We start from the raw sequence: 24,264 nt of genomic DNA, 5'->3' as shown, positions 1-24,264 counted from the left end.
ACCGGCATCCCTGCCCGTTCCGCTCCTCTTGCGAAAGAACGGCGCGTCGCCTCAGAGGGGGCGCCGTCTCACGTCACTTGTCGTCAGGGTTGGCGCACAGGCCGCTGTCGTTGTCCGACAGCACCGGCACCGCGATGACGTTGACGTCGATGAAGCAGGCGTTCAGATCGCTGGCGACCTCGGAGTCGTCCAGGTCGACGAGGCCGACCTGGTCCGTGATGTCCAGCTCAGGGGCATCGGCCAGCGCCGTGGAACCAATACCGAGGAAAGCGCCCGCGATTGCGACGGCCGCCCCTGCCTTCTTCAGCACAGAAATCTCCTTGTTTGACCTGTCAAGAAAGGTTTGCGTCGGCAACGTGCCCGTCGCAAGTCCGACAGGACCGTATCCAAACAATCAAGAATAGTCCAAATGAGCAATCACGCGAAGGTGTGAACACAGCAGCCTCATGTCACACCATCGAGTGATGCTCGATTAGTTGTGTTTAGAGCGCTGTCAGCCGTTGAGCTGGGCAGAACACGCGTATTCCACGCTCGCATCCTGCTATCGGGTGAATGCCTGCCGCGTCAGCTCCCGAGTCTTGACCCGCGATGGCCCGACTCACTCGCCGAAGCTGCCCTGACCAGCGCATTCGTCTTGTTCCGACGAAATCTTCGCTGCGGCGGCACGCACTCGCCTTCCGGCCCCGGAGGTGGACGACGCCGGTTGCGCTCTCTTGTCGCCGCCGCCGGCAGGCAATACGGTCGATCTATTCACCACCGGAACTGGTCGAGTTGAGCCGGCAGCTCGGAGTCGCGCTAGACGTCGAGGATGCGGCGGGGCGAATGCGAATCGCGATGGTGTCGGTACAGGCAGGTCCACTCCCTGAAAACGGTGGACAGGGCGCGCACGTGGCGGAGCTGTGCGCGGGGTTGAGCGTTTCGGGGCACGAACCGGTCGTCTACACGCGGCGCGACGATTCCACGTCGCCGACGACTCTCCGAGCGGACGACGGTTACGACGTCGTGCATGTTCCCGCCGGACCCCCTCGCGCACTCGCGGAGAACGAGCTCGTGGAACATCTCGGTGATTTCACCGAGTTCCTCGCGGATCAGTGGCGGGAGCGGCCTCCGGACGTGGTGCACTCCCACCACTGGACGTCCGGGCTGGTATCGGTGATCGCCGCGCATCGCATCCGGATTCCGGTGGTGCACTCCTATCACGGCTTCGGCGAGACCGGGATGGATCAGCGCTCCGACGCCGAGGCGCTCATCGCGCGGCGAGCGGCGTGGATCACCGCGACCAGTTCGGCGGAAGCGGCACAGCTGTCACAACTGGGAGTGCGGCGCTCCCAGCTGTCCGTGGTGCCCAGTGGTGTGAACTCCGATTTCTTCACCCCGGACGGTCCGATCGCGGTCCACGATGGACGAATGCGCGTCGTGGTGACCGGAGAACTGGCTCACGGCACCAGCTCCGCGGCGGTCGATGCCGTCGTGTCCTCAATGGATCATGTCGAGCTGGTCGACGCGAACGCGGTTCCACGCACCGATCGGCCGGCATTGTTGAGATCAGCCGATGTCGCGGTGTGCGCACCGGCCGTCGAGAGGTACGGCAGCGCGGCACTCGAGGCGATGGCCTGCGGTGTCCCCGTGGTGGCCACGGCGGTCGGGGCGCTGAGCGACGTCGTGCTGCCGGACGTGACCGGCCTGCTGATCCCGCCGCGGGACGGCCGGCGGCTGGCGCAATGCCTGAAGGCGTTGCTGGCCGACGAGACGCGACGGGAGCAGTTCGGCATCGCCGCTCGCGACCGCGTTCTCGGCCGCTACTCGCGAAGCCGGCTCGCGAAGGAGGCGATGGCCGTGTACCAGCACGCCGCGACCGGAGGAGCGGTTCCGGCCCGTGGAGGACGCCGCGACGCCGAGGTGCGGACCTGATGTGAGGCCGGACGCGCGCCGGTGCCGCTGGCCGGTCAGGGAGGACGGCGCCGAGGCCCCGGCGCCGGTGACGCGCTGTGCGAGCGGCCGTCCACGGTGGCGGCGACCCGTGCGTTCGTCGAGGTCACCGCCCACCGTCACGAACGTGCGTGGACCGAAGCTCCGCGCACGCCGGAGCTCGAAACCGACGGAGTGCCGTCAGGCACCCGCGCCGCCGTCCACCGGCACGAGCGCGCCGTTCACCATCGACGCCCGGTCGCTCAGCAGCCACGCCGCCACCTCTGCGACCTCGCGCGGCTCGGCCATGCGCCCCGCCGGGCTCGTGGCGGTGATGTGCGCGCGGATGCCGGGGGTCGCGGCCTCCCACTGGTCGATCATCGCCGTCGCGGTGCCGCCGGGGGTGATGCCGTTGACCCTGATGCCGTCCTTGGCCCACGTCACGGCCGCGCTCTCGGTGAGGCTGTTGAGTGCGCGCTTCATGGCGCCGTACGCGGGCAGGACCGGGTTCGCGCGGCGGCTGCCGATGCTCGACGTGTTCACGATCGCGCCTCCGCCGTGCCGCCGCATGAGAGCGGCCTCGGCGGTCATGGCGGTCCAGTGGGCGCGGAAGTTCACTTCGAACTGCTCGTCGATCTCGTCGTCGCTGGTCGTGTCGAGCGGGCCGGGCTGCTGGACGACCGCGGCGTTGTTGAACGCTCCGTCGAGGCGTCCGTGCAGCTCCTCGACCTGGTCGATCGCGGTGCGGATGCCGGCGCGGTCGGTGAGGTCCAGCGTGATGGCGTCGGCGGTGCCGCCCTTGGCCCGGATCTCGGCGACGATGCGGGTCAGGGTGTCGGTGCTGCGGGCGGCCAGCACCACGGAGGCGCCTTCCTCGGCGAAGAGCCGGGCGGCGGCCTCCCCGATGCCCCGGCTGGCGCCGGTGATGAGCACGATCTTGCCGGTGAGAAGTCCGCTGGTGTTCGTCATGGCACCAGCGTCGGTCGTGCCCGGCGGCGGAGGCAGGCACAGGCTGTACCAGGCTGGGCCGCCACCCGCGGCCCATACTCGGGGTATGGACAAGCAGCAGCTCGGAGCGTTCCTGCGCAGCCGTCGTGAGCGGCTCCGGCCGGAGGACGTCGGGTTGACCGCGGGACCGCGGCGGCGGACGTCCGGGTTGCGGCGGGAGGAGGTGGCCGTGCTCGCGCACATCTCCACCGAGTACTACGTCCGGCTCGAACAGGGCCGGGCGCCGCGGCCGTCCGCCGAGGTGCTCGCCGGGATCTCCGCGGCGTTGCGGCTCACGGACGCCGAGTCCGACCACCTGCACGTGCTCGCGGGAACGGCGCCCAGCCGCAACGGCAGGGTTCGGCGCGATGTCCGGCCGAGCATCCTCGCGCTGCTCGAACGGCTGCCGCGGACGGCCGGGTTCGTCACCTCGGCGATGTTCGAAGTGCTGGCGTGCAACGATCTCACGGCCGCGTTGATGGAGGACTTCCGCGAGCTCGAACCGCGGGAGCGCAATCTCGCACGCCTGGCGTTCCTGCAACAGCGGCCGCTGTACGGCGTTTCGGATGCCGCGGAGTTCCGGCACCACGTCGTCATGCAGCTGCGCAGCACGCTCGCGCGGTACCCGGCCGATCCCGCGGTGTCGGAGCTGGTCGACGAACTGCGCGAAGGCAGTCCCGAGTTCGCCCGGCTCTGGGAGCGGCACGACGTGCAGGCAGCGGTGGTGCTCACGAAGACCTTCCAGCACCCGAGCGTCGGCGAGATCACCGTCGACTGCGACTCGCTCGCGCTCACGGACCGCGACCAGCACCTCGTGCTCTACAGCGCACCGCCGGGATCGCGTGACGCGGAGGCGTTGGCGCTGCTGGACGTGCTGGGGGCGGAGAAGTTCGCGACCGGACAGTCCTGAGAGGACCGAGGCGTTCCTCGGTCCTCTCAGGACCAAGTGGTCAGATCTTGCCCGCCGCCACGTCGGCGAGGTTCACGCGGGACGACTTGTAGTTCGCCACCGAGGGCTTGCTGTCCGATCCCGGCGCCGGGATGACCTCGGAACGGATCGGCAGGCCGTTGTCGGCGTAGACGGTCAGCACGTGCGTACCGGTTCCGCCCTGCAGGGCGGGGCCCGCGGTGAGGGTCAGCGCGGGCCGGCCCTCGGCGTCGGTCCTGCCGATGGTGACGTCCTTGATCGTGGCGAGCAGCTTCAGCACGCCCGCGCGGACCTCGGCGTTGGCCGCGCCGATGAACAACGCGTACGTGGTGTTGCTCCACAGGGCGTTGTTGACGCCGTCCTCCAGCTCCTTGCCGGTCGGGCGCGGCTTGGGCGGGGGCACCGGCAGGCCCTTCAGGCGGTAGACCTCGGCGGTCGCCTCCTGGCGCTGCGCCCACTCCTTCTCCTGCTCGGCGGTGCTCTTGCCGAGCGCCCAGCCGGGCGAGACGTTGACCATCGCGTTCTTGGCCTGCTCGAGGTCGCCGTTCGCGGCGAGACGGGCGGCCGCCATCACGGTCGCGTCGTACTCGGTCGCCTGGTTCTCGCCCTTGGCGACCGAGGCCGACAGGGTCTTCGCCGAGTCGCCGTGGAAGGTCTGCCCCTTGTCCGTGTAGACGGTGTAGACGACGTACGGCGAGTTGTCCGGCGCGATCGTCGAGCGGATGATCAGCGACGCGTCACCGGGCTGCGCACCCGCCTTGATGTCGGAGGCCAGCTTCACCAACGGGGAGTCGACCACCTGTGGGGCCGCGACCGGGGAGGCGGGCGGGACGGTACCGCCCGTCGTGCCCATCACCACCGCCGTCGCCACGGCTGCCGCGCCGACCGCGGCGATACCGGCCCTGGGCCAGGAGAACCAGCGCTTCGGCCGCACGACCGTGGCGGTGGGCTCGGCCATCGCGGTGCTCAGCGCCGTGCGAGCACGGTCGTACGCCTCTGGGCGTGGGGACGGCACGTCACGCATCTTCTTCATCAGATCCATCTCATCCATGGGGTGTCTTTTCACGTTGTCGGGACTTGCAGCAGCGCGACGACCTCGGGGGCGTCACGCAACGCGTTGCGCGCCTGGTGCAGCAGGCGACGGGCCGTGCCCGCCGGGATGTCGAGCACCCGTCCTGCTTCGGCGACCGTCAGGTCCTCCCAGGCGACCAGGCCCAGCACTTCGCGCTCGTCCGGCCTGAGCCGTGCCAGTGCCTGCCGCAGCAGTGCCTGCGTGTCCACGCGGGCGTCCACTTCGGGCCAGGGGTCCCATTCGTTCGCCAAGCGGGTGATGTCCGAGGCCGGCTCTTCCGCCGGTTCGGACCGCCAATGCCGCCGCAGCCTGTTCAGCGCGACGCCGTACAGCCAGGGCCGGGCCCCGGGATACGAGCGGTCGTAGCTCGCCCGGGACTCGAAGGCCGCCACCCACACCTCACCGAGCACGTCCTCGGCGGTCTGACGTCCTACTCGGCGCGCGAGGTAGTTCCCGATCGCGGTCTCGTGCCGGCTGACCACTTCGACGAAGGCATCGGTGTCTCCGCTCAGCGATCTGCCGATCAGTTCCGCGTCTGACGACGACATGAAGCTCCTCGGGTTCGCTTCGCCTTACACCCCGTCTTTGCCAACGCGCGCCGAAACCGTTCAGGTTGCTTCGGCCGCTGGCGAAGATCGCTGGTCAGCGCGTGGTGAGGAGCTGGGCGATGCGGCTAGCCGTGGGAGCGCATTCGCCTGAGCAGGTGCTGTTCGGCGATGTCGAAGTACTTCCGCAGCGCCTCTTCCGCCTCGCCGGCGGCACCACCGTCGGCGAGTTCGAGGATGTCGCGGTTGAGCTGCACGTAGTTCTCGTAGAACTCGCGCTCGTCGCCCATGTGGTGGAACACCAGGCGCATCTCCGCGAGCAGCCGCCGAACCTCCTCGTCGAGGCGCGCGCTGCCCACCAGGCCGGTGATCGCGAGGTGGAACCGCATGTTGCCGGTGGCGACGTCGCTCCAGCGTTCCGCCCGTGCGGATTCCTGCTGGAACCGCACGGCGTCGCGCACGGCCTGACGCTTCTCCTCCGGCGCTGTGGACCACGCGGCGAGCGCACCGCCCTCGATCACCCGCCGGGCGGCGTAGAGGTCCACGATGTCCGCCACGTCCGGCGTGCGCACGAAGACGCCTCGGCTGTGCTCGTGCACCAGCAAACGTTCGCGCGTGAGGAGCCTGAACGCTTCCCGCAGCGTGTTGCGCGCGACGCCCAGCGCGGTGCGCAGTGCCTCCTCGGACAGACGGGTGCCCGGCGGGAGATCGCCTTCCAGGACACGGGTCCGGACGAAGTCGGCGACACGCTCCGCTGTGCTGACCCGCCCGAGCTCGACGCCGTCAGCGGTCAGTGAGGCAAGCCAGTCCGTGCCCGTCATGCGATCACCTTATGGGCTCGGCGGTGCGGAAGCCCTTCGTCCAGTAGAACGCCGGCGTGGCAGCGGCGACGACGGCGAGCACCAGCATCGCCGGGGTCAGCCCCGCGGTCTCGGCGAGGACCGTGCCGGCGACGGCACCGAACGGCACGGTGGCGACGGTGACGGCGTTGATCAGCGCGCTCACCCGGCCGAGCATCGCGGGCTCGGTCCGGCGCTGCCGCAGGGACAGCAGGATCGTCGCCCACGCGGTGGCCGCGGCGCCGAAGAGGAACTGGTACGCCAGCAGGACTTCGAAGGGCCTGCCCAGAGCCGCCGCCGGGATGAGGAACAGCGCCGCGGCTGCCACGGAGGCGCACACCGCGCACGCGAGCCCGGTGCCGAGCCGCCGGGACGCCCAGGCCGAGCCTGCCGCACCCAGTACGGCGCCGAGGCTGAACGCGGACATCGTCAGGCCGACCTGACCGGGCCGCAGCAGGAGTTGCTGGTAGGCGTAGACGAAGAAGAGCGCGCCGATCCCGCTGCCCGCGAAGTTGAGCGTCGCGGTGCCGAGAAGGCTGCGGCGGAGCACCAGGTCCTTGCGCAGGTAGCCGATCGCGTCGCTCAACTGCCGATGTACAGGCCGCGCACCGTTCATCTGGGCTTTGGCGCGCAACGCGGGTGCGGTCGCGGCGGCGATGACGACGGCCGAGGAGAGGAACGTGACGGCGTTGAGCAGGAGCGCCAGTTGAGCCGACGCCGCCGCGATGATCAGGCCGCCCAGACCCGGCCCGGCGATGCGGACCAGGTTGAGCAGGCCGGAGCGGGTGGCGTTGGCCCGGTCGAGGTCCTGGACCAGCTGGGGTATCGCGGTCTCCGCGGCGGAGTCGAACACCGCCGACGCGACGCCCAGCACGGCCGCGAGGACGTACAGGATCCAGACCGACCGGACGCCCGACCCGATGGCGGAGGCCGCGGTGAGGAGCGCACAGGCCCGGACGAAGTCCATCGACACCAGCACGGAACGCAGCCGGGCCCGGTCGATCAGCACGCCGCCGAACGGGCCGAGCAACGCGGCGGGCAGGAACTCCGCCACCAGCAGGAGGGTCGCCGGGCCGATGCCGGAACCGAAGGCCAGGATGGCGACCGCGGGCAGCAGCACCACGGTGATCTGGGTGCCGGTGGTGCTGATCGCCTGTGCCACCAGCAGAAGCCACCAGTCGCGCGCGAACCTCCGCCGGGCGCCCATCTAGGCGATGACCACCTCGACGCCGCCCGCGCGCAACCGGTCCAGTTCCTCAGGGGGTGCCGAGGAGTCGGTGATCACGGCCTGGACGTGCTCCTGACGCATCCGCTCAACATAACGCACCGATCGCGCTGGACGTGACGAGTCCACTTCGGACCTTCGGATCGGCGGGTGGTCCGGCTCCACGGCGCCTTCTCGCTACAGTCGCTCATACCCAATCACCGTTCGTGAGCGATCAAGGAGTCAGGCGCTTATGACCTCCCCTGCGCGCGCCCTCACCGGGACCGCCCTCGCCGCACTCGCCCTCGCGGCCTGTGTCGCCGGGCCGCTGGCCTCGTCCAGTCAGGCCGGCGGCATCACGGCCGCGGCCGTCGAACTGCCGCCCGTGAACGCAGTGCTCGACTACCAGCTCGGTGCCGCGTACACGCCGCCACAGGGCGTGACCCTGGTGACCCGCGACAGCACCGCCTCACCCGCGGCCGGGCTCTACAACATCTGCTACGTCAACGGGTTCCAGTCGCAGCCCGCGGACCGCGACGTCTGGCTGAACCAGCGCGGCCACCTGGTGCTCAAGGACTCGTCCGGCAAGCCGATCATCGACCCGAACTGGCCCGACGAGTTCCTGCTCGACACGTCGACCGCCGCGAAGCGCACCGAGCTCGCCTCGATCATCGGCCGCACCCTCGACCAGTGCGCGGCCAAGGGCTTCAAGGCCGTCGAGGTGGACAACCTCGACTCGTACCTGCGTTCCCACGGCAGGCTGAGCGTGGACGACAACCTCGCCTACGCGAAGCTGCTCGCCGACCGCAGCCACGCCAAGGGCCTCGCGATCGGCCAGAAGAACTCCGCCGAGCAGGCCTCCCGCGGACGCTTCGAAGTCGGGTTCGACTTCGCGGTCTCCGAGGAGTGCCACCGGTGGGAGGAGTGTTCGTCCTATTCGGACGTGTACGACGCGCACGTGATGGACATCGAGTACACCGACGACCTGCGGGGCACGTTCGAGGACGTGTGCAACGACCCGGACACCCCGGCCACCACGACGTTGCGCGACCGCTACCTCGTCGGGCCCGGCCAGTCCGGGTACGCGTTCGACCACTGCTGACGGGACCGGGGTGGCGGTGCGCGCCGCCACCCCGGAGCTCAGCCGGTCAGCACTTCACCCAGTGGTTCGGTGAGGTCTGCCGGATCGTGCTGGTGGTGAAGGTGTTCCACAGCCCCAGCGGCTGATTGGAGCCCAGCGCGTAGGTCTGCCCCAGCGTGGCGTAGGCACGGCCGGCGACGGTGTGGGCGTAGTTGCTGGCGGTGACGCACTGAGAGGTCGGCGGTGTGGTGGTCGTGGTCGTTGTGGTGGGCGGTGGTCCTCCGGCGCTCAACGCCTTGACCATGTTCACGACGGCGGTCATCTGCGGACCGGTCTTCAGCGCGTACTGAGGCGACTGGTAACCCCACCAGTCCCAGCAGCCGCGCGGGTTTCCGGTCATCGTGGTGGCCTGCGGGTAGAGCACGATCATGTTGTTGGTGTCGGCGTACTCGTTGAGATATGCCTTGTCCAACAACGCGTTGCCGATCAGCCCGAAGTACTGGTAGCAACCGTGGAGCGTCACCATCAGCTTGCACGGCCCCGTTTCGCACGACCGTGGCACGTAAGCGAAACCCTCACGTCCCATGCTGATCGACGCCGCGTTGCCACCGGGGGCGTAGGTGTTCTGGTCGAACTGGACGAGCTTGCCGGACAACGCCGAGGCGGCCGCGTTCACGGGGCCGGTCAGGTGGGCCAGCATCTCCCTGACCACGTCGGTGCCGCACTTGTTGACGTACGGCGAAGCTGTGGCACCGCAGGCGTTCGGGCCGATCGGACTGACCCAGGCGTGCCCGGCCGCGGTGGTGTTGTTGTAGGCGACCCGTGCGCCGAAATCGCGGTAGTAGGTGGCGAGGTCGTCGTTCACCACGCGGGCGACGGTGTCGTCCGCGCTGCCGTGGAACAGCCAGACCGGGTCGCCCGAGAGGTTCTGCGGCGGATCGACGCTGCCCGCCGCCGCCCGGTTCCTGGTCAGCTGCTCCAGTTCCGCGGGTGTCTTGCGGGCCTGGAAGGTGTCCATGCACGCGTACAGCGCGGTGTTCACGTTGTTCTGCGCGCAGTCGTAGGCCCCAGCGGAGAAAATACCCGCGCCCTGGAAGACGCTCGAATACGCGACGTGGAGCTGGTTGGCGAGGTAGCCGCCGGACGACACGCCGCTGACGTAGGTACCGGTGATGTCGTACTTGGTGAGCGTGCCGGGCTGCGGTGGCGGGACCGCCGCGAGCGAGATCGACAGGGATGCCGCGGCCAGGCCGGTGGCCGCCGCGAGTGCCACGAGCGCGTTCCTCAATCGCATGTGTTCGCCTCCGTCATTGCAGGCAGGACATGTGATCGAGGTTAAGAGCCGGTAACTGGACGGCACCACGTGTGCGGTCACCACCTCATGCGCCCACCAGACGTAGGCCCGCCCCATTGACTAGTTTGGCCTCATGCGGACGTTCAGCCAGGTAGACGTGTTCACCGACGAGTTCACCAAGGGCAACGCGCTTGCGGTGGTGCACGACGCGGAAGGCCTGACCACCGAGCAAATGGCGGCGTTCGCGAACTGGACGAACCTCGCGGAGACGACGTTCCTGCTTCCTCCGGAAGACCCCGCCGCCGACTATCGGCTACGAATTTTCACGGTGAGCCGCGAGCTGCCTTTCGCGGGCCACCCGACGCTCGGATCAGCCCACGCGTGGCTGGCCGCCGGGCACACCCCGCGCGACCCGGACCGGCTGGTGCAGGAGTGCGGTGCGGGTCTGGTGGAGGTGCGCCGCGACGGTTCACGGCTGGCGTTCGCCGCCCCGCCGCTGCTGCGCGGCGGCCCGGTCGAGGACCACGTGGCCCTCGCCGCGGCGCTGGCCATCACGCCGGAGGAGATCGCCGGCGCGCAGTGGGCCGACAACGGGCCGGGCTGGGTCGCCGTGCTGCTGCACTCGGCCGCGGCCGTACTGGCTCTGCGGCCCGACTACCAGCGGTTCGGTGAGTTCACGGGCATCGGGGTGGTCGGGCCGCACCCGGACGGAGGCGAGGCGGCGTTCGAGGTGCGGGCGTTCATCAACGAGGGCGGCCGGTTCGAGGAGGATCCGGTGACGGGCAGCCTCAACGCCTCGATCGCGCAGTGGCTCATCCCGGCGGGGATCGCCCAGCAGCGCTACGTCGCGGCTCAGGGCACCGCGCTCGGCCGCCGGGGCCGGGTGCACCTCTCGCAGGAGCGCGGCGAGATCTGGGTGGGCGGGAACTCCGTGCTCGGGATCACCGGCCAGGTGGTGCTGTGATTGTCCTTTGAGGACTTCTACCCCCTCGGGCGGGTTTCAAACGTTGTTCTTGATCGGCTTTCGATGAGACAATTCGAGTGTGGTCACGGTTTCCAGCTGGTTGCGTGCGCCGTGCCCCGCGCTTGTAGTCGATGCCGTGGGTGCGGTGCACGGCATGAACGACGCCGCCAAGTCCCTCCTCCCCGAACAGGTCCTGCCGTCGCAATGGCGGCACGGCGAAACCGTGCACATCGCGGAGCGCACCTACACCACGCATCGGGTGGACAACGAGGACGACTCGGTCACCTGGTGGCTGCTCGACGAGACCGACCTGCTGCTGGAACGGGAACGGGCCGCGCTGCTCACACGGGTGTCCAGCGCCCTGATGACTTCCCTCAACCCCGAGCGGTGCATGACCGTCGTGGCCGAGATGGCCGCCGAGCACCTCGCGGACGAGGTCCTGGTGATCGCGCCGCGCTCGGGCGACGGGCATCCCGTCACGCGCTGCCGCCGGGGTGAGACGCCGACCTACGAACTGCGGCACGTCGACGTCGAGGCCGTGATCGGGCTCAGCGAGGCGCTGCGCGGGTTCCCGCCGGTGCCGTCGCGGTGGATCGACCCGGCCGCCGCGCCGCAGTGGCTGGCGCACGACGTGGCGTCGATCGTCGTGACGCCCCTGCCCGGTCACGGCGTGCCCGCCGGCGCGTTGATCCTCATGCGCCGCAGCGGGCACTTCAGCGAGGACGAGGAGGCGTTCGCGCGGCTGTTCGCCTCGCGGGCGGGGGTGGCGATCTCGGCGGCGAGCCTGTTCACCCAGCAGGCCGTGATCACCGACCGGCTGACCCGCGACCTGCTGCCGCCCGCGTTGCGCCGCTACGAGCACGTCGAACTGGCGGGCCGCTACCGCCCCGCGGCCGACACCGAACGCGTCGGAGGCGACTTCTACGACGTGCACGAGCTGCCGGACGACGAGCTGTTCGTCGTGCTCGGCGACGTCTGCGGCAAAGGCCTCGACGCGGCGGCGCAGACCGGCAAGGTCCGCACGGCCGTGCACGCGCTCCTGCAGGTCGTCACCGACCACGACAAGATGCTGCACGCCCTCAACCAGGCACTGCTCACGACGGACAGGTCCCGCTTCATCACCACCGTCGTCGGCACCGTGCGCCCGGTGAGCGACGGCCTGCGCGTGACGCTGACCTCGGGCGGGCACCTGCCGCCGCTGATCGTGCGGGCGAACGGCGAGATCGAGGCGGCCAGGACGAAGGGCACGCTCGTCGGCATCCTGCCGCGGATCATCACGTCGACCGACGAGGTGGTGCTGGCGCCCGGTGACTCGTGCCTGCTCTACACCGACGGCATCACCGAGGCCCACGGCGGCCCGCTGGGCGACGAGGAGTTCGGCGAGGACCGCCTGCGCCGCGCCCTGACGGCCTGCGGTGGCATGCCGGCCGAGGCGCTGGTCGAGCACGTGCACATGCTCGCCGCGCAGTGGGTCGGCCAGGGCGAGCACGACGACATGGCGGTTCTCTCGATCACCGCGCCGCGCAGGAGGACTCAGTGAGCACGGTGGAAACCGCGGTCGACTCCCTGTGGGAGGCCGCGTTCGCCGGCGACGAGCACCGCGCGACGGACGTGGTGCTCGAGGCCGCTGGCGAACTCGGCCACGAGACCGTGCTGCTCGAGGTGATCGCCGGGGTGCAGCACCGCGTCGGCCGGGAGTGGGCCGCGAACCGGATCAGCGTGGCGCAGGAGCACGCGATCACCGCCATCAACGACCGCGCGGTCACCGCGCTGTCGATCACCCGGCCGCGGCGGCGACCCGAACACGGCCGCGTGCTGGTGGCCTGCGTGGACGGCGAGTGGCACGCGCTGCCCGCGCGGTTGCTCGCGGAAGTGTTGTCGTTGCGCGGTTTCGCCATCGACTACCTGGGTGCGCAGGTGCCCACGCCGCACCTCATCACCTACCTGCACCGCACGGGCCCGGACGTGGTGGCGCTGTCGAGCTCGATCGCCACCCGGCTGCCGGTGGCGCACTCCACGATGACGGCGTGCCAGGCGACCGGCGTGCCGGTGATGGTGGGCGGCGCGGCGTTCGGCGCGGACGGTTCCTACGCGCGGCGGTTCGGCGCGAACGCCTGGGCGGCTGACGCCCGGTCCGCGGCGGACATGCTGCTGTCCCGGACGCTGACGGCGCCGGGCACACCGCACCAGCCCGTCGACGACCTGCCGCACCTGGCCGACCAGGAGTACACGCTGGTGTCCCGCAGCGCGCGCGACCTCGTGCGGTCGGTGTACCGCGGGCTCGAGGAACGCGTGCCGGCCATGCGGTCCTACAGCGACGTACAGCGGCAGCACACAGCTGAGGACTTGGCGCACATCGTGGACTACCTCGCGACCGCGCTGTACGTCGACGACGCCTCGTTGTTCCGCGACTTCCTCCTGTGGACCGGCGCCGTGCTCGACGCCCGCGGGGTGCCGGCGCAGGTGCTGGAACCCGCGCTGGAACTGTTCGCGGCTCAGCTGCGCGACTTCCCGCGTGCGCGGCGAATGCTCACCCAGCAGGCCAGTCCGCTGTCCGCATAGACCCACAGTAGTCCTTTGTGGACATATGTGGGGCACTGCGCGTACTCGGCCGATCGCCCTTCGTGTTGCTCGATTTCATTGTCCACAACAGCCTTGTGTCCGATAGATCTGAAATGTTTTCATCTCGCTCATGGACATGGGGACCTTCACGCCGATCGCCGCCTACGCCGTGGCGTTCCTCGGCTCCGTGCTGGGTCTCCTGTCCGCGGAACGAGCACGACACGCGACCAGGACGACGCGCAACTGGTGGATCGGCGTCGCCGCGGTGTCGATCGGCGGGCTCGGCATCTGGGGCATGCACTTCACCGCGATGCTCGGCACCTGGATGGGCGCGAACGTCGCCTACGACATCCCGATCACGTTGCTGAGCATGATCGTCGCCATCGTGGTGGTCGCCGCCGGCCTGTTCCTGGTGCGCCGCTACGGCGTCAACGGCGACACGCGCTTCTGGCCACTCGCCGCGGGCGGGCTCGTCACCGGGCTCGGCGTCGCCGCGATGCACTACACCGGCATGTCCGCGATCGTGATCAACGCCGACATCGGCTACAACCCCGGTCTCGTGGCGCTGTCCATCGTGATCGCCGTCGTCGCCTCGACCGTCGCGCTGTGGTTCACGCGGAAGGTCAGCGGCCTGTTCGCCGTCATCGGCGCCGCCCTGGTGATGGGAGTCGCCGTCACGGGCATGCACTACACCGGCATGTACGCCATGAGCATGGCCCACGACCACAGCGCGTCGATCGTCGTCGGCAACTCGCAGGAGCTGATCACGTCGCTGATCATCGGCGGGGCAGGCGTCAGTGTGATCATCATCTTCCTGCTCGCCCTCACCGCGTCCGGCGAGGAGAGCCACGAGGAGGCGGAACTGCTCGACCGCGTCATGCGGCGCACCAGCCGGGGCTGAGCCTCACCTGAGGTGCACCAGCACCATTCCGTCGTTGCCGGGCGCGACCTCCACCCTCCGGTAGAACTTCTTCACGTGCGGCTGCTTCAACATCGCGAGCACGCGGCTCTTGAGCTTGCCGGACCCCTTGCCCGTGATGATCTCGACCAGCGGCACCTTCTGCCCTGCCGCGCGGAACAGCGCGTTGCGGACGGCCTGGGCGATGTCCTGGTCGCTGCGGAAGATCGGGTGCAGGTCGACGGTCAGCTTCTCCAGGCTCACACCACGCATTCTGCCTGAGCCGCGCGGGGCATCAGCGCCAGTCCGGCCAGCGCGCCGCCCGCGGTGACCACGCAGGCGACCAGCACGGCGGCGGACAGCGACACCGTCTGCGCGAGCAGCGGTCCCGCCAGTGCGCCGATCAACGTCGCCAGCGCCTCCGCCGTCAGGAACACCGCGCTGATCCGGCCGAGCGCCTCGTTCGGCACTGCCCGCTGCAACGCCGTTTGCGGTGTCACGAGCGTCATCGAACCGAACACGCCGATGGCGACACCGGCGGGCAACGCGACGACCAACGAGGTGGAGCCGAAGAGCACGAGGAACGCGACGGCGGTGGCCAGCTGGCTCGCCGCGAGCAGGAACCGCGGCCGCACCCGGTCGACCAGCCCGCGGATCGCCACCGCGCCGAGCAGGAACCCGATGCCGAGTGCGGACACCACGAGCCCGATCTGTTCGCTGCCACCGAGTTGCCGGATGCCGAACGGCACGAGCAACGCGCTGAGCGCCGCGTTCGCCGCGAGGAACACCGCCGTCAACGGCAGCAGAGCCATCGCGATCGGCAAGCCCCGCAACACCTTCCAGCCACCGGCGAGATCGGCCGGCACCCGCTTGTCCGCCGCCTTCGCCGTGGTGCGCGTGGTCGAGGCGATCACGGCCGCCGAGACGAGGTAGCTCGCGACGTCGATCCAGATGAGCGCCTGGAAGCCGGCGAAGGTCAGGATCACCGCGCCCAGTGGTGGCGCGACGAGGCGGACCGTGCCGTCGACGGCGGCGTTCAGCGAGTTCGCGCTGCTCAAGCCGCTGCCGGTGCCGACGATGGCCGGGACGTGCGCCTGCGCTGCCGGGCGGAACAGCACGGCGCCGGTGCTCTCCGCGACCAGCGCGGCGTAGACCAGCCAGAGCGAGTGCCCGGCCGTCGCGCACAGCATCAGCGCGACCGCGGCGGCGCGGAACAGGTCCGCGGTGATCATCACCCGCCTGCGGTCCCAGCGGTCGGCCACCACGCCCGCGATCGGGCCGAGCAGCAACGGCGGCAGGTACTCGGCGACCAGCGTGAGACCGGTCGCGAGCAGGGAGCCGCTGAGCGCGTACACGTGGGCCGGGATCGCGATCACCAGCAGCCACGAGCCGAGCAGGCTCACCGTTCGCCCGGTCCACAGCAGCCGGAAATCGCGCACCTTCAGCGCTTCGAGCACCGCCCACCCCCAGGTAGTAGCCTGACAGAATAAGAGCGTCGATCGAAGTGTTCTGTCAAGATAGGAGTGTTCGTGCCGAACGAGCCCATCGGGCCGAGACTGCGCGCGCTGCGGCAGGCGTCGGGCCGTACCGTCGCCTCGGTCGCCGCCGACGCCGGGCTGTCCGTGCCCTACATCGCGAACCTGGAGAACGGCCGGGGGAATCCGACGACGAACGCGCTGGGCAGGCTCGCGTCCGCGCTCGGCACCGAGCTGTCGATCGGGTTCTCCTCAGATCCGCCGGTGACGGCCGCGCCCACGCCTCCGAGCGTGCTGAAGTTGAGCAGGAGCAAGCGTTTCCGGGCGACCGTCGCCGCTCTCGCCGAGAAGTCGGGTCAGGATCCGCAGGACGTGGCCGCGCGACTCATCAGCGCGTGCGTCCTGCTCACGGAGGCGCTCGGGCACGAGGCGAGCGAGCACGACTGGTGGCGGGTGCTCGACGCCTTGGTGCTCATCGCGGAGCACCCGGCGTGATCACTGGCTGCTGAGCTCGCGACCAGGTTGGTCGTCGTGGCCAGCACGCCGGTGCCGAACAGGTACGACAGCAGGGCGTGCTTCAGTGCCGTGCGGCGCATCTCGCGGCCGGACAGGCTCGTGTCGGACACCTGGAACGTCATGCCGATGCACGAGCCAGTACGAAGCCCCCACGGACACAAGGCTCGCCAACGCCCCCGCACTAGGTACACCAGGGTCGCGACGTCCCAGCCGACCAGCAGGCCGAACTCGCCGTGGCCGGTCAGGGTGACGGCGAGGCCGCAGACGAGGCCCGCCGCGAGCGCCGCCACGACCTTGGTGCGGTCCAGCACGAACCCGTCCGGTATCGGCCGGGCCGGCAGGTCAGCCGGCGCGCAACGCCGCGTCCAGGTCGAGGTACAGGTCGAGGGTCTCGTTCAGCGTGGTGGCCCGCAGTGCGCGCAGCACGCTGCCCCTGGGCGACACCAGGCGCAACGGGACGCCGCGGTCCTCGCCGAGCAGGTGGTACTCCACCAGCACCGAGAGGCCGGCGGACGCGAAGAACTCGACCGCGCTGAGATCCAGCACGACGGGAAGTCCCGCGCGGAACGCCTCGGAAAGCTTGTCGCGCAACAGTTCCGCGGAGTAGGAGTCGACCTCGCCCTCGGCGCGCAACACGACCGCGCCGGAGCGGTTCTCGGACTCGACCTTCAACGGCGTCTCTTCCACCTCACGCCTCCCAAGCCTGAGTCAACGCTCGCCCGAACAGTTCGGCCGGCTGCGCACCGGCCACCGCCAGACGTCCCGCGACGACCACGAACGGGACGCCGGAGACACCGATCTCCCGAGCGCGCTGCTCGTCGGCGCGCACCTCGTCGGCGTACATCGCGGGGTCTTCGAGAACGGTCTTCACGTCGGCGGCGTCGAGCCCGGCCCCGGTCGCGATCTCGGTCAGCGACTCGGGTGTGAACAGCGACCGCGCCTGCCCGAAGTTGGCGTGCAGCACGGCGTCGAGGACCTCGGCCTGGACGCCGCGCTCCCCCGCCAGGTGCAACAGCCGGTGCACGTCGAAGGTGTTGCCGACCTCGCGGTCCAGCCGGTATTCAAGGCCCTCGTCGCGCGCGAGCTGGGCGACGGAGTCCTCCATCTCGGCGGCGCGCGGGCCGAACTTGGCGGCGAGCATGGCCTGCACGGACTCGACGCCCTCCTTGTGCGGATCCAGCTCGAACGCGCGGTGCACCACGGTGACCTCGGCGCGGTGCTCGAACCCGGCCAGCGCCTTGTCGAAGCGCGCCTTGCCGATGTAGCACCACGGACAGATGACGTCAGCCCAGAACTCGACCTGCATCGTTCGATCATGTCACGCCCGCGCCACCCCGTCCGTTCAGAAACGATAATCGTTGTCATGTAGGGTGCGGGACATGGCAGCACGGGTCGTATTGGTAGCCGGGTTCACCCACTACGACGTGGCCGACGAACTCTGGCGGGCAGCACCGGAATCGTCGCTGGTCAGGCATGATCTGAGCAGCCTGGCCGACGGGGTGGTGCGGCGCTGGGCCGACGGCCGGCTCACGGTGCTGGAGCTCGCGCACGGGTGTGTCTCGTGCACGTTGCGCCTCGATCTCGTCCCCCTGCTCGAAGGGCTGGACGGCCGGGTGATCGTGCAGCTCGACCCGATGCTCGAACCGGAGGCCGTCTGCTTCGCGCTGAGCGAGACCGAGGTGGAGGTCGAGGCCGTGGTGACGGTGATCGACACCGCCACCTGGCTCGACGACGCGACCGGCGCCGACTCGCTGGCCGACCGCGGGATGCGCGCTGCCGAGGGCGACGAGCGGACCGTCGCGCAGGTCGTGGTGGGGCAGGCGGAGTTCGCCGACGCGCTGGTGCTGACCGGGCCGGCCGACCCGGTGCTCACCGCCGTGCTGGACCGGCTCACGCCCGGCGCCCCACGCCGGCAGCTGGACTCGCTCGACGTCGTCGACCTGCTGGCGGCGATTCCCGCCGGAGCGCGCCGGGGCGAGATCGACGACGGGTTCGGTTCGCTGCTGTTCGGGCGGCCGTCGCTGGAACCGGCGCACGGCGTGTCCGTCGTCCACTTCACCGACCGGCGCCCGTTCCACCCCATGCGGCTGCACGAGTGCATCGACGTGCTGCTCGACGGCGTGGTGCGCGTGCGCGGCCGGGTGTGGGTGGCGAGCCAGCCCGACGCGGCGCTGTGGCTGGAGTCCGCGGGCGGCGGGTTGCGCGTGGGCAACCTGGGGCCGTGGGAGGGCGAACGCGACCAGGAGCTCGTCGTGATCACCAGGTTCGCCGACGCCGCCGAGATCACCGCGGCGCTGCGGTCGGCCCTGGTCACCGACGAGGAGCTCGCGCTGGTCAGCGAGCTCGACTTCGCGGACCCGTTCACCGACTGGCACGAGGAGATGGAGCTCTGACACTCACCTCGTGACGGTGCTGTCCGCGGTCGACCGGCCTGAACGCCAGCGCTCCCAACGCGAGGACCGTCAGCCACACGTACGTGTCGAACTCGTGCAGACGGGTCACGAACACCAGGAACACGGCGGCGAAGGCGGGCCAGGCGTTGCCGCGCAGGGCGAGGAACACCAGCACCGGCACGCACCACACCCAGTGGTGCAGCCAGGAGACCGGTGAGGCCAGCAGCCCGGCACCCGCGATGACGAACAGTGCGACGAGGTCGTCGCGGGTCCGCCGGGCCACGAGCACCGCGACAGCCACGACGACCGCGGTGATTCCCGCCCACAGCAGCGTTTCGACGCCGGGCGCGAGGCCGAAGCCGCGCAGCAGGCCCCGGATCGACTGGTTGGTCGACAGCGACATGTCGCCGATGCGGTCCGGGTTCAGCAGCGAGTGCAGCCAGTACTGCAGCGAATCCCCTGGTGCGATCAGGAATCCCGCGACCGCCAGGCCCGCGAACGTGGCCGCCGTCGTCATCGCCGCCCGCCAGTCGCGCCGGGCGACGAAGTAGAGCACGAAGATCGCGGGCGTCAGCTTGATCGCCGCGGCGACGCCGATCAGCACACCCCGCCAGCGCCTGTCCTTCACCAGCACCACGTCGATCACGACCAGCGCCAGCAGGTACAGGTTGATCTGGCCGTAGCCGTACGTCGTCCACACCGGGTCCAGCGCCAGGGCGCCGATCGCCGCGAGCAGCCCGGCCGTCCACCGGAGATCGGGACGGACCCTGCCGGCGACCGCGACGCACACCGCGGTGAGCGCGAGGAAGCCGGAGACGACCATCAGCGGGTTCAGCAGCGCGCCCGGCACGAAGCTCAGGCCGCTGAACAGCATCGCCGCGATCGGCGGGTAGGTGAAGGGCAACTGCGGGTCGAGCGGCGGGCCGGTGAACCCGACGTACAGGGGGCGCCCTTCGAGCCAGGCGAGGCCGCCGAGCCGGTACACGTCCAGATCGATCGGGTAGTGACCGGACCACGTCACCAGCAGCCACGCCAAAGCGGCGAGCCAGAGGGCAGCGGCCAGTCGAGAAAGAAATCTTCGCGGAACCAGATCGGTTTTCCGCGTCAGGGAAGCGGTTGACACCTACTCGAAATTAGCGACGGCTCATGCCTTTCACCTTGCTGAACCACCGGCAGAACCACCGGCAGAAGTGCTCTTGCCAGCAACGACGAGCGTGCCCGGACGTCTATCAGGGCGGATGATGCGCAGGAACGAAGAGGGGGTGCGCAGTGAGCACATCAGCGTTCGGGGACTTTCTCCGCTTTTACCGATCGCGTGTTCCGCTGACGCAGGAAGAACTCGCGGAACAGACCGGCTTGAGCACACGGGCGATCAGCGACATGGAACGCGGCCGCACGCTCAGCCCGCAGTTCCGCACGGTGCAACTGCTCGTCAGCGGACTCGGGTTGCGCGACGAGGAGGCGACGGAGTTCACCGCGCTCGCCCGCGCCAGCCGGGTCGTCGCGGTGCGGGAACGGCCGGACGCGCCGTTCGTCGTGGCGTCCTCCTCGCTGCCGCCGGTGCTCCTCGAGCTCACCGGACGGGAGGCCGAGAAGGAGCTCCTGGACGGGTTCGCCGCGGACGCCGCGTCGTCGTCCCGGCTGCAGATCGCGGTGGTCCACGGCGCACCCGGTGCGGGCAAGACCGCGCTGGCCGTGGACGCGGGCCATCGGCTGGGCGCGCGGTTCCCGGACGGCTGCGTGTTCCTCGACCTGCGCGGCACCGACGCCGAACCGCTGACACCGGAGAAGGCCGCGCACCGGCTGCTGCGGTCGTTCGGATCCGACGATCGCCAGATCCCCGCCGACCCGGACGACAAGCTGTCGCTGTACCGGTCGCAGCTGCGCGACCGGACGGTGCTGCTGGTGCTCGACAACGCGGCGAACGAGGCGCAGGTGCGCCCGTTGCTGGCGTCCAGTCCCGGCACGCTCGTGCTGCTGACCAGCCGCCGCACCCTGACCGGCCTCGACGTCCGGCACCGCCTCGCCCTGGCGCTGCTGCCGCTGGACCGTTCCGTCGCACTGCTGCGGGCCGTGACGGGCCCCGAACGGGTCGACGCCGAACCCGGGGCGGCCGAGCGGGTCGCCGAGTTGTGCGGTGGCACGCCGCTGGCGTTGCTGATCGCGGGCAACCGCCTCACGAGCAGACCGCGGTGGACGATCAGCCACCTCGCCGAGCAGCTGGAGGACGAGGGCCGCCGCCTGTCCGTGCTGCGGGCGGGTGACCTGCAGGTGCGGGCGGCGTTCGAGATCTCCTACGACCAGCTCAGCGCGGGCGCCGCCACCCTGTTCCGCAGACTGGCTCTGCTGCCGAGCCCGGACACGAGCGCGGCCCTGGCCGGTGTCCTCGTCGACGACGCGGAGGAGGCACTGGAGGAACTGGCCGACGCGAGTCTGCTCGGCATCAGCGACACGCCCGGCCGCTATACCCGCCACGACCTGCTGCACGTCTTCGCGGCCGAACGGCTGGAACTGGACGACGACCCGGCTGCCGTGCTCGAGGCGCGCACGCGTTTGCGCCACTGGCTCCTCGACACCGCGACCAGGGCCGCGCTGTTCTTCGACCACGACGTGCCGGCCGAGCGGTCGGGTCCGGTGCGGGACAAGGAGTCCGCGTCCCGGTGGCTTGAACTCGAACTCGACAACTGGCGCACCGCGGTGAAAGCAGGCGTGGAAGCCGGCGAGTACGACCGCGTTCTGGCACTGGCACGGGCGATGCACTGGTACTCGGACATGCACGGTGTCGGCGAGCTGTGGCGTGAGGTCTTCTCCGCCGGGGCTCACTCGGCCCGTCGGCTCGGGGCCGCCAAGGACACCGCGGAGCAGCTGAACTACCTGTCGTGGGCGCTGTACGCGTTGTGCGGCCGGCCGCACGAAGCACTGTCCGTGCACGAGGAGGCCGCGGCGGTACCGGTCGGCGACACCCTCACCGAGGCGTGGACCTGCTACTACGGCTCGGCGATCCGGCGGCGGGTCGGCGAGCCGGACAAGGCGGTGTGGCTGGGCCGCCGAGCCGTCGGCCTGTTCGAGCAGGCGGGCTACCGGATCGGCGAGAACCTCGCGCTCTCCCTGCTGGGCGTCATGCTGCACACCGCCGGTGACCTCGCGGAAGCCGTCGAGGTGCAGCAACGCAGCGTCGATCGGCACCGCGAGACCGGTGGTGACGACGAACTGCTGTCGATGCTGCTGATCCGGCTGGCGACCACCCTGGCGGCCGCGGGCCAGGTGATCGCCGCGATGGACCTGCTCGACGAGGCGGAGTCGTTGTTCCGCAAGCACTCCAACACCGCCGGAACCGCCCGCGTGCAGCACAACCGCGGACTGGTGCTGATGGACGCGGGCCGGTTCGGCGAGGCACAGGAGCAACTGCTCGCGGCCCTCGACGAGGCGCGGCTGTCCGATCACCGGGTCGAGATCATGGCCCGGCTCGCCGAACTCGCCGACGCCGCGGGAGATGCGGCGCAGGCCCGCGAGTACCGGGTGCGGGCGCTGGCGGAGTGCGACCGCTACGACACACCGGCGGTGCGCGTCACTGCGGCGAAACTGGTGGCCGCACTGGGATGACGCCTGTGCCGTGTCATCGCCTCTTCGGCCAGGGGATCAGCAGCATGACACCCGCTCCGGCGCACAGCAGCCCGATGGTCGTCCACAGCTGCTGACCGGTCATGAAGCTGCCCTTGAGGTAGCCGAGGCCCTGTGCCGTCCACACACCACCGAGCAGGAGCAGCACGACGCCGAGCCCGACCAACAGTTTTCTGCTCATGCGGGCGCAGCCTACCGGCGGCGTTTTCGCTGGTCGTCCGGCCAGTCGCAGAGTCTGTTCCGCGCATCGAGAAAAGTCCGGCGAAGTTTCCGTTATCGCCGGACGCCCTGGGCATCTCCTGGTCAGAGGACCCCTGGACCGGCTGGTGAAGTGAACGCCGGTCCGGAGTCCTCCTCTCCCTGTGCCAGCTCTGCCCGAAAGGACCTCCATGCCTCACGTCCACAGTTCACGGTTGCGGCGGCGCGTGTGGATCGCCGCCCTCGCCGTGGCGGGCGTCGCGGCGTCCGCGGTGACCGCGAACGCGATGTTCTTCCACCCGCCCGCGCCGCCCAAGGCCAGCCAGACGTCCTCGCCCGCGGCCGCGGCCCCGGCGCCGGTGATCGCGGACACCACGACGCCACCGCCGGCCGGCACGACCACGCAGGCGGCCGAGACGACGAAGGCCGCCGTGGTCGCTCCGGCCAAGCCCCAGGAGCCGATCCCGCCGAACGCGGTGCGCGTCGCGGAGTTCGTCGCCGAGTGCCCGTTCACGCACCGGCTCCCGGACGACCCGATCGTCATGCCGAACCTCCCCGGCGCCTCGCACATGCACAGCTTCTTCGGCAACGCCTCCACGAACGCCCGTTCCGACGTCACGAGTCTGAGCAAGGCGACCAGCACGTGCAGCCCGAAGGTCGACCTGTCGTCGTACTGGGTGCCGACGCTGCTGGTCGACGGCCAGCCCGTCGAACCGACCGGCACGACGTTCTACTACCTCGGCGAGGGCGTGCGTGACGACGTGACCGCGCGGATCCAGCCGCTGCCGTACGGGCTGCGCATCGTCGCGGGCAACGCCAAGGCCACCGCTCCGGACAACACCACGATGTCGCGCTGGTCGTGCCTGCACGCCGGGCACGTCGGGGCGTCCAAGGACTTCGTGAACTGCCCGGCGGGCACGATGATCGAGTCCTATCTGGACTTCCCGCAGTGCTGGAACGGCAAGGACCTCGACTCCGCGGACCACAAGAGCCACATGTCCTACCCGGTCGCGGGCGACTGCCCGGCCACGCACCCCGTGCCCGTGCCGAAGCTGCGCCAGGTGCTGCGGTACCCCGCGAGCGGCGACCCGGCGCGGTTCAAGCTGTCGTCCGGTCCCGGGTTCACGATGCACGGCGACTTCTTCAACGTCTGGCCCGAAGCCGAGATGGCGCAGCGCGTGCACGACTGCATCAACCGGATCGTCAAGTGCGGACCGGACGGCCGCCCCTAGTGGTGCGCGCCCTCGTCCTCATCGCGGCCGTCCTGGTGGCGACGGGATGCGGGGCACCGGCCGGCGCTCCCCCGCCGGCCAGTGCCCCGCCGGCCGGCCTCAGCGCGACGGACCTGGCGTTCATGGATCTGGTGATCCCCCAGAACGAGTCCACGCTCGCCGCACTCGAGCTCACGGCCGGCCGGCCCGGCTCCGCGCTGCGTCCGGTGGCCGCTCGGCTGCAGGACCGCTACCGGGCCGAACTGGCGCAGGTGCGGGAGCTGCTCGCCCGGACCGGGAGGCAGGAGAGCGACCAGCACGACGGGCACGACATGCCCGGCATGATCACGGCCGCCGAACTCGCCGCCGTCGGGTACGCCGAGGGAACCGCCTTCGACCAGCAGTTGACGGCGTTGCTGCGCACTCAGCTCGAAGAGGCGCGCACCGTCGCCCGTGCGGAGCTGTCGTCGGGCACGAGCACACCGGTGGTGGAACTGAGCGCGCGCGTCGACAGCACGCGCGCGGAGTTCCTGACGCTTCTGGAAGACGCCTCTTGAGCGCGGTGCCG

The 24,264-nt window shown here is 70.2% G+C and carries 25 protein-coding genes and 1 pseudogene; 12 read left to right on the top strand and 14 right to left on the bottom strand.

From position 1 onward, the window contains the following. Positions 1-73 precede the first annotated feature (73 nt). Positions 74-310, bottom strand: a complete 237-nt coding sequence (locus tag AB0M48_RS38115) for a hypothetical protein (protein ID WP_363851737.1) — start codon at positions 308-310, stop codon at positions 74-76. Positions 311-588: 278 nt separating this feature from the next. Here AB0M48_RS38115 and AB0M48_RS38110 point away from each other — a divergent pair, with 278 nt between their 5' ends. Beyond that, complete coding sequence (locus tag AB0M48_RS38110; protein ID WP_363851734.1) at positions 589-1,911, top strand: glycosyltransferase; 1,323 nt, start codon at positions 589-591, stop codon at positions 1,909-1,911. Positions 1,912-2,109: 198 nt separating this feature from the next. Here the strand turns inward: AB0M48_RS38110 and AB0M48_RS38105 are convergent, their stop codons facing one another. After that, entirely contained in the window at positions 2,110-2,877 is a 768-nt protein-coding gene (locus AB0M48_RS38105) for an SDR family oxidoreductase (protein WP_363851731.1), read from the bottom strand. Positions 2,878-2,962: 85 nt separating this feature from the next. Between AB0M48_RS38105 and AB0M48_RS38100 the strand changes: the two genes are divergently transcribed. Next, positions 2,963-3,805: a helix-turn-helix transcriptional regulator gene (locus AB0M48_RS38100; RefSeq protein ID WP_363851728.1), complete on the top strand. Its 843-nt coding sequence runs from the start codon at positions 2,963-2,965 to the stop codon at positions 3,803-3,805. Between the two features lie 40 nt (positions 3,806-3,845). Here the strand turns inward: AB0M48_RS38100 and AB0M48_RS38095 are convergent, their stop codons facing one another. The 4 genes from AB0M48_RS38095 to AB0M48_RS38080 form a co-directional block, all read right to left on the bottom strand. After that, positions 3,846-4,856 (bottom strand): hypothetical protein, encoded by a 1,011-nt coding sequence (locus AB0M48_RS38095; RefSeq protein WP_363851725.1) that lies wholly within the window; start codon positions 4,854-4,856, stop codon positions 3,846-3,848. Between the two features lie 29 nt (positions 4,857-4,885). Further along, positions 4,886-5,443 carry a sigma-70 family RNA polymerase sigma factor gene (locus tag AB0M48_RS38090; protein ID WP_363851722.1) on the bottom strand — a complete coding sequence of 186 codons (558 nt, stop codon included), beginning with the start codon at positions 5,441-5,443 and terminating at the stop codon, positions 4,886-4,888. Between the two features lie 125 nt (positions 5,444-5,568). After that, positions 5,569-6,261 (bottom strand): GntR family transcriptional regulator, encoded by a 693-nt coding sequence (locus tag AB0M48_RS38085; RefSeq protein ID WP_363851719.1) that lies wholly within the window; start codon positions 6,259-6,261, stop codon positions 5,569-5,571. Between the two features lie 4 nt (positions 6,262-6,265). Further along, positions 6,266-7,486: an MFS transporter gene (locus tag AB0M48_RS38080; protein ID WP_363851716.1), complete on the bottom strand. Its 1,221-nt coding sequence runs from the start codon at positions 7,484-7,486 to the stop codon at positions 6,266-6,268. A 250-nt stretch (positions 7,487-7,736) separates the two neighbouring features. On the opposite strand from AB0M48_RS38080, the gene AB0M48_RS38075 reads away from it, so the two are divergent. Further along, positions 7,737-8,585 carry an endo alpha-1,4 polygalactosaminidase gene (locus tag AB0M48_RS38075; RefSeq protein ID WP_363851714.1) on the top strand — a complete coding sequence of 283 codons (849 nt, stop codon included), beginning with the start codon at positions 7,737-7,739 and terminating at the stop codon, positions 8,583-8,585. A 46-nt stretch (positions 8,586-8,631) separates the two neighbouring features. Here AB0M48_RS38075 and AB0M48_RS38070 read toward each other — a convergent pair whose 3' ends face one another. Beyond that, positions 8,632-9,858, bottom strand: a complete 1,227-nt coding sequence (locus tag AB0M48_RS38070) for a PHB depolymerase family esterase (protein WP_363851711.1) — start codon at positions 9,856-9,858, stop codon at positions 8,632-8,634. 133 nt (positions 9,859-9,991) lie between these two features. On the opposite strand from AB0M48_RS38070, the gene AB0M48_RS38065 reads away from it, so the two are divergent. From AB0M48_RS38065 to AB0M48_RS38050, 4 genes are all read left to right on the top strand, one after another. Next, the gene (locus AB0M48_RS38065; protein ID WP_363851708.1) at positions 9,992-10,822 is read left to right on the top strand and encodes a PhzF family phenazine biosynthesis protein; all 831 of its coding nucleotides are present in this window, start codon (positions 9,992-9,994) and stop codon (positions 10,820-10,822) included. Positions 10,823-10,976: 154 nt separating this feature from the next. Next, the gene (locus tag AB0M48_RS38060) at positions 10,977-12,362 is read left to right on the top strand and encodes a GAF domain-containing SpoIIE family protein phosphatase (RefSeq protein ID WP_363851705.1); all 1,386 of its coding nucleotides are present in this window, start codon (positions 10,977-10,979) and stop codon (positions 12,360-12,362) included. Beyond that, positions 12,359-13,384: a cobalamin B12-binding domain-containing protein gene (locus AB0M48_RS38055; RefSeq protein ID WP_363851702.1), complete on the top strand. Its 1,026-nt coding sequence runs from the start codon at positions 12,359-12,361 to the stop codon at positions 13,382-13,384. The genes AB0M48_RS38060 and AB0M48_RS38055 overlap by 4 nt, the downstream gene beginning before the upstream one ends. Positions 13,385-13,514: 130 nt before the next feature. Beyond that, a complete protein-coding gene (locus AB0M48_RS38050; protein WP_363851700.1) occupies positions 13,515-14,285 on the top strand; it encodes an MHYT domain-containing protein in 771 nt (256 codons plus the stop codon). A gap of 3 nt (positions 14,286-14,288) precedes the next feature. On the opposite strand, the gene AB0M48_RS38045 is transcribed toward AB0M48_RS38050, so the two are convergent. After that, the gene (locus AB0M48_RS38045; protein WP_363851697.1) at positions 14,289-14,546 is read right to left on the bottom strand and encodes a Smr/MutS family protein; all 258 of its coding nucleotides are present in this window, start codon (positions 14,544-14,546) and stop codon (positions 14,289-14,291) included. Then, a complete protein-coding gene (locus AB0M48_RS38040; RefSeq protein WP_363851694.1) occupies positions 14,543-15,739 on the bottom strand; it encodes an MFS transporter in 1,197 nt (398 codons plus the stop codon). The genes AB0M48_RS38045 and AB0M48_RS38040 overlap by 4 nt, the downstream gene beginning before the upstream one ends. A 72-nt stretch (positions 15,740-15,811) precedes the next feature. Between AB0M48_RS38040 and AB0M48_RS38035 the strand changes: the two genes are divergently transcribed. Then, positions 15,812-16,252, top strand: coding sequence for a helix-turn-helix transcriptional regulator (locus AB0M48_RS38035; protein ID WP_363851691.1), 441 nt, complete (start codon positions 15,812-15,814; stop codon positions 16,250-16,252). Between the two features lie 50 nt (positions 16,253-16,302). Here the strand turns inward: AB0M48_RS38035 and AB0M48_RS38030 are convergent. From AB0M48_RS38030 to AB0M48_RS38020, 3 genes and pseudogenes are all read right to left on the bottom strand, one after another. Beyond that, positions 16,303-16,395 (bottom strand): annotated as a pseudogene (locus AB0M48_RS38030) (DUF1345 domain-containing protein); the annotation flags it as partial. A 220-nt stretch (positions 16,396-16,615) separates the two neighbouring features. After that, positions 16,616-16,960 (bottom strand): STAS domain-containing protein, encoded by a 345-nt coding sequence (locus AB0M48_RS38025; RefSeq protein WP_363851689.1) that lies wholly within the window; start codon positions 16,958-16,960, stop codon positions 16,616-16,618. Position 16,961: 1 nt separating this feature from the next. Next, positions 16,962-17,579, bottom strand: a complete 618-nt coding sequence (locus AB0M48_RS38020; protein ID WP_363851686.1) for a DsbA family oxidoreductase — start codon at positions 17,577-17,579, stop codon at positions 16,962-16,964. 73 nt (positions 17,580-17,652) lie between these two features. On the opposite strand from AB0M48_RS38020, the gene AB0M48_RS38015 reads away from it, so the two are divergent. Beyond that, the gene (locus AB0M48_RS38015; RefSeq protein WP_363851683.1) at positions 17,653-18,666 is read left to right on the top strand and encodes a GTP-binding protein; all 1,014 of its coding nucleotides are present in this window, start codon (positions 17,653-17,655) and stop codon (positions 18,664-18,666) included. Here AB0M48_RS38015 and AB0M48_RS38010 read toward each other — a convergent pair. Beyond that, positions 18,635-19,789, bottom strand: a complete 1,155-nt coding sequence (locus AB0M48_RS38010) for a glycosyltransferase 87 family protein (RefSeq protein ID WP_363851680.1) — start codon at positions 19,787-19,789, stop codon at positions 18,635-18,637. The genes AB0M48_RS38015 and AB0M48_RS38010 overlap by 32 nt on opposite strands. 146 nt (positions 19,790-19,935) lie before the next feature. On the opposite strand from AB0M48_RS38010, the gene AB0M48_RS38005 reads away from it, so the two are divergent. Next, the gene (locus AB0M48_RS38005; RefSeq protein WP_363851677.1) at positions 19,936-22,269 is read left to right on the top strand and encodes a tetratricopeptide repeat protein; all 2,334 of its coding nucleotides are present in this window, start codon (positions 19,936-19,938) and stop codon (positions 22,267-22,269) included. 13 nt (positions 22,270-22,282) lie between these two features. Here the strand turns inward: AB0M48_RS38005 and AB0M48_RS38000 are convergent, their stop codons facing one another. Then, positions 22,283-22,468 (bottom strand): hypothetical protein, encoded by a 186-nt coding sequence (locus tag AB0M48_RS38000; RefSeq protein WP_090005767.1) that lies wholly within the window; start codon positions 22,466-22,468, stop codon positions 22,283-22,285. A gap of 208 nt (positions 22,469-22,676) precedes the next feature. On the opposite strand from AB0M48_RS38000, the gene AB0M48_RS37995 reads away from it, so the two are divergent. Both AB0M48_RS37995 and AB0M48_RS37990 read left to right on the top strand, forming a co-directional pair. Next, the gene (locus AB0M48_RS37995; protein WP_363851674.1) at positions 22,677-23,717 is read left to right on the top strand and encodes a DUF1996 domain-containing protein; all 1,041 of its coding nucleotides are present in this window, start codon (positions 22,677-22,679) and stop codon (positions 23,715-23,717) included. Beyond that, positions 23,693-24,253, top strand: coding sequence for a DUF305 domain-containing protein (locus tag AB0M48_RS37990; RefSeq protein WP_363851672.1), 561 nt, complete (start codon positions 23,693-23,695; stop codon positions 24,251-24,253). Before AB0M48_RS37995 ends, AB0M48_RS37990 begins: the two co-directional genes overlap by 25 nt. The last annotated feature ends 11 nt before the right edge of the window (positions 24,254-24,264 follow it).

Origin of the sequence: Lentzea sp. NPDC051208 (genome assembly GCF_040682435.1) — a bacterium.
GTDB classification, from domain to species: domain Bacteria; phylum Actinomycetota; class Actinomycetes; order Mycobacteriales; family Pseudonocardiaceae; genus Lentzea; species Lentzea kristufekii.
The sequence above is the reverse complement of the archived record's forward strand: the minus strand, read 5'-3'. Positions and strand labels throughout refer to the sequence as shown.